The following is a 4,866-nucleotide window of genomic DNA, read 5'->3' as shown; positions in this document are numbered from 1 at the left end:
TGCGCTCCGGCATCGGCGGCAACAGGGCTTCGGGATCAACCTTGATGCCGTGCCAGGTCATGCCCCAGTGCAGATGCGGCCCGGTCGATCGGCCGGTGGTGCCGATGGCGCCGATGATCTGGCCCTGGGCGATGATATCGCCGGCCTTCACGTCGATGCGCGACAGGTGCAGCATCGCCGAATGCAGCCCGCGGCCATGATCGAGGATGATGATATTGCCTTCCAGGCTGAACGGCCCGGCGGCCAGTCGCACGATGCCGGGGATGGGCGCGCGGATGGCGGTGCCGCTGGGGGCGGCGATATCCATGCCGCTGTGATAGCTGGCCGGCACATCGCCATAGACACGCTGCGCGCCAAAATGCGTGGAAATGCGGCCGGTTGCCGGCCAGCGGAACCTGGCCTGCCAGAATGGCAGCGGGCTGATTTCAATGCGGGCGCCGCGCACCTGCGCGGTTTCGGCGGCGCGCAGTGCTTCCCACACCGGATTGGGCGGCGCGTCCGGATCGGCCCGCCGCATCAGCCGGGCGGGCAGGCGATCGATCACCCACTCCCGCGATGCCACCGCTATCGTGCGGCTGGCGCTGCGGCCATCCCGGGTCACCCATTCCAGCTGCTGGCTGCCGGTGGCATCACGGTCGATGCCCAGCATGAAGCGGCCATTGGTTGCGATATGCACGGGCTGGCCGCTCAGGCGCAGCTCACGGCTGCCGGCGGGCAGGCTGGCAATCAGCAATTGGCCCTGCACGGCGACCAGCGGCTGCGCCACCACCAGCGGCAGCGGCGCGGCCGCCCCTGTGATGGCCGCACCGGCCAGCAGCAGCGGCAAGGCCAGCCAGCGCATCAGAGCTGAAACAGCCCCTTGGTGCGCTGCTCGGCATAGCGATTGCTGGCGATTTCGGCGTTGAAATAGGCTTCCTGCAATTCGTGGCTCCAATAGCGCAGGCTGGCGAGCGCGATGCGCTGGTTGGTGACCGCGCACAGCACATATTCGCCGGCCTCAAGCACCCGGTAGCTGCCACTTTCATACTTCAGCTTCGCGGGCCGGCCGAAACGATCGAGCATCAAAACAAACTCCCTTGCACAGCCGGGCCGCCTGAAGCGCCTGCTGCATGGCCCTTGGCCGTGAACACCGGCGTTTCGCCATCGCCAAAGCGGATCGTCAAGCTTTGTTGCGCTGCCGCTGCGCTCGCACTGGCGATGACATGGCCATCGGCGCCGCGCACGATGGCATAGCCGCGCGCCAGCACCTGATCGGGGCCAAGGCTGGTGAGCATGCGCGCCGCTTCGTTCAGGCGGCTGCTGGCCCCGGCCAGCCGCGTATCGAGCAAGAAGGGCCGCAGGCCCGCGCCGATGCGGGCGAATTTCTGGGCGTCGCTGGCCAGCGGACGTTCAAGGGCCGGCGCCAGCCGCGCCGCCAGCCCGGCCAATCTTTGGCCGCCCTGGTCCACGCGCGTCATCAGCAGCGCCGGCCGCAGCCGCCCACCGGCGCGTTCCAGCCGCAGGGCAAAGCTGCCGGCGCGGGCCTCCAGCGCCTTTGGCAGGCGTTCAGCAAGATCATCAACCCGCTGCGCCGCCAGCCCGATCAGGTTGCGCGGCTGCGGCAGCCGGCGGGCCAGCGCCTCGGTGCGTTCGCGCCGCAATGCTGCACTGCGCAGCACGGCGGCATCCAGGCGCCCGGCCAGCATGGTCAGGCTGGCGGCCAGCTCGGCGCGCACTGGCACGGCGCGTTCGGCGGCGGCCGTGGGCGTCGGCGCGCGCCAATCCGATGCATAATCAATCAGCGTGGTGTCCGTCTCATGGCCCACTGCGCTGATCAGCGGGATGCGGCTGGCAGCGGCGGCGCGCACCACGATTTCCTCGTTGAAGGCGGCCAGATCCTCGATCGATCCGCCGCCGCGTGCCACGATGATCAGATCGGGCTGCGGCACCGCGCCGCCGGCTGTTATGGCGTTGAAGCCGGCAATCGCGGCGGAAATTTGCGCGGCAGACGCATCGCCCTGCACCGCCACCGGCCACACCAGCACATGCACGGGAAACCGGTCCGCCAGCCGGTGCAATATGTCGCGAATCACCGCGCCGGTCGGGCTGGTGACCACGCCGATCACGCGCGGCAGGCTGGGCAGCGCCCGCTTGCGCGCGGCATCAAACAGGCCTTCGCCTTGCAGGCGCAGCCGCCGCGCCTCGATCTGGGCCAGCAGCGCGCCCACGCCGGCCGGCTCCATCTGCTCGACGATCAGCTGATATTTCGATCGGCCCGGATAGGTCGTCAATTTGCCGGTGACCACCACTTCCAGGCCGTCTTCGGGCCGAAAGCTCAGATTGGCGGCCACGCCCTTCCACATCGCCATATCGATCAGCGCGCGCTCGTCCTTCAGGCTGCCATACCAATGGCCGCTCGATTGGCGGCGGAACTGCGAAAGCTCACCGCGGATTCGCACCTGGCCAAACGCCGTTTCAACCGTGCGCTTCAGGGCGCCCGCTATTTCGGACACACTATATTCTGTCAGGTTGTTCACAAGCTTTTCATTCATCATTGTCAGGGTTTTTGTCGGTTACGGCGGCTTATCACCTTGCCGGGTCGCATGGGCGTGATATTGCTGCCGCCATGTCTACGATTCCACCCCAATCTGCGCAATCCGTTGATATTCTGGTTCTGGGCGGCGGCGGCCGGGAGCATGCGCTGTGCTGGCGGCTGCGGCAGTCGCCGCGCTGCGGCCGGCTGGTGTGTGCGCCGGGGAATGCCGGCATTGCCGAGGTGGCGCAGATTACTGCGCTGGCGATCACCGATCCAGCCGCCGTGGCTGCCTATGCCGTTGAAAACAGCATCGGGCTTGTCGTGGTCGGCCCAGAAGATTCGCTGGTGGCCGGGGTGGCTGATGCGCTGCGCGCCGCTGGTATCGCCGTGGTCGGGCCATCGGGCGCTGCCGCCGAGCTGGAGGCCTCAAAGGGCTTCACCAAGGATTTGTGCGCGCAATATGGCATCCCCACAGCGCGGTACCGGCGATTTGCCGGCGCGGCCGATGCCCATCATTATGTGGCCGTGCACCCGCTGCCGGTGGTGGTGAAGGCCGATGGCCTGTCGAGCGGCAAGGGCGTCACGGTTGCCGAGAGCAACGAAGAAGGCCTGGCGGCGCTGGCGGAAATCCACGGCCCTGTGGTGGTGGAACAATGCCTGGAAGGCCCGGAGGCCAGCCTGTTCATCCTGACCGACGGGCAAACCGTGCGGATATTGCCCACCGCGCAAGACCACAAGCGGCTGCACGACGGCGATGAAGGCCCCAACACCGGCGGCATGGGCGCCGTATCGCCATCGCCGCGCCTGACGCCGGAATTGCAGCAGCAAGCGCTCGATCGGATTGTTTATCCAACGCTGGCCGCCATGCGCGAACGCGGCACGCCGTTTCAGGGCTTTTTGTATGCCGGGCTGATGCTCACGGCCGATGGCCCGATGCTGATCGAATATAATGTGCGGCTGGGCGATCCCGAAACCCAGGTGCTGATGATGCGGCTGGAATCGGATCTGGTGGATTTGTTGTGGGCGGCGGCCACGGGCACGCTGGCCAGCGTTGAACCGCGTTTTTCGCCCGATGCGGCGGTCACGGTGGTGATGGCGGCGCGCGGCTATCCGTGGCAGCCAGTGACCGGCACAGTGATTGATGGCATTGATGCAGCCGAAAGCTTGGGCGTAAAGGTGTTTCATGCTGGCACGCGCCGCAACGATGCCGGCCAATTGGTGGCGGCGGCCGGGCGGGTGCTGAACATAACTGCGCTGGGCCATGATATTTCCGAGGCGCGGGCGCTGGCATATGCCGCTATCCGCAAGATCAGTTGGGACGGCGGCCAATATCGGCGAGACATCGGCAAGGCCGGCTGATCTCGCCAACCGGGGAGACAGCGCATGAGCGATCGGCAGGAACAATTTTCGGGCACCAGTGCCGTGCGCGCCGGCCAGGAGATTGACGCCGCCCGGCTGCACGATTGGATGCAGGCGCATGTCGATGGCTATGCCGGCCCGCTTGCCATCGAACAGTTCAAGGGCGGCCAATCCAATCCCACCTACAAATTGATCACACCGGGGCAAAATTATGTGCTGCGCCGCAAGCCCCCCGGCCAGCTGCTGCCATCCGCCCACGCCGTGGACCGCGAATACAAGGTGATCACCGCCCTGCACGCGCAAGGCTTTCCGGCGGCGCGCACCTTTGGCCTGTGCCAGGACAATGAGGTGATCGGCACCTGGTTTTACATCATGGACTGCGTCGATGGCCGGGTGATCTGGGACACGACCTTCCCCAGCGTGCCCAAAGAGGAACGCCGCGCCTATTTCGACGCCATGAACAAGACGATGGCCGATCTGCACATGATCGATCCGGTGGCCGCCGGCCTTGGTGATTTCGGCAAGCCGGGCAATTATTTTTCTCGCCAGATCGGGCGCTGGTCAAAACAATATCTCGAAGATGTCGATGCCGGCCGCTACCCGGCCATGGACAGTTTGGTGGAATGGCTGCCCGCCAACATCCCGCCGGGCGACGAAGTGAGCATCGTTCACGGCGATTATCGCTGTGATAACATGATTTTCCACCCCACCGAGCCGCGCGTGCTGGCGGTGCTGGATTGGGAACTTTCGACGCTGGGCCACCCGCTGGCGGATTTTTCCTACCATCTGATGATGTACCGGATGCCGCCCAGCACCACGACCGGCCTGGTCGGCAATGATCTCGCCGCGCTGGGCCTGCCCACCGAAGCTGAATATGTGGACGCCTATTGCCGCCGCACCGGGCGCAGCGGCATCGCCGATATCGATTTCTATGTGGCCTACAACATGTTCCGGCTGGCCGGGATCATCCACGGCATCAAGGGCCGGGTGAT

General features: G+C 66.0%; 5 protein-coding genes. 2 read left to right on the top strand and 3 right to left on the bottom strand.

Annotated elements, in window-relative coordinates:
* From ABWP50_RS12025 to xseA, 3 genes are all read right to left on the bottom strand, one after another.
* Positions 1 to 841 (bottom strand): M23 family metallopeptidase (locus tag ABWP50_RS12025; RefSeq protein ID WP_353218228.1); only part of this gene is annotated, 841 nt, incomplete at its 3' end.
* On the bottom strand, positions 841 to 1,062 hold the full coding sequence (locus tag ABWP50_RS12020; protein ID WP_353218227.1) for a DUF2093 domain-containing protein: 222 nt from the start codon (positions 1,060 to 1,062) through the stop codon (positions 841 to 843). The genes ABWP50_RS12025 and ABWP50_RS12020, both read right to left, overlap by 1 nt.
* Positions 1,062 to 2,531, bottom strand: coding sequence for an exodeoxyribonuclease VII large subunit (gene xseA / locus ABWP50_RS12015; RefSeq protein WP_502951058.1), 1,470 nt, complete (start codon positions 2,529 to 2,531; stop codon positions 1,062 to 1,064). Before xseA ends, ABWP50_RS12020 begins: the two co-directional genes overlap by 1 nt.
* A 74-nt stretch (positions 2,532 to 2,605) precedes the next feature.
* Here xseA and purD point away from each other — a divergent pair, with 74 nt between their 5' ends.
* Positions 2,606 to 3,874, top strand: a complete 1,269-nt coding sequence (gene purD, locus ABWP50_RS12010; RefSeq protein WP_353218225.1) for a phosphoribosylamine--glycine ligase — start codon at positions 2,606 to 2,608, stop codon at positions 3,872 to 3,874.
* A 24-nt stretch (positions 3,875 to 3,898) separates the two neighbouring features.
* A partial coding sequence (locus ABWP50_RS12005) for a phosphotransferase family protein (RefSeq protein WP_353218224.1) occupies positions 3,899 to 4,866 on the top strand: 968 nt, incomplete at its 3' end.

Origin of the sequence: Sandarakinorhabdus sp., assembly GCF_040398645.1 — a bacterium.
Taxonomy (GTDB): domain Bacteria; phylum Pseudomonadota; class Alphaproteobacteria; order Sphingomonadales; family Sphingomonadaceae; genus Sandarakinorhabdus.
This window is presented reverse-complemented; position numbering and strand designations above follow the sequence as displayed.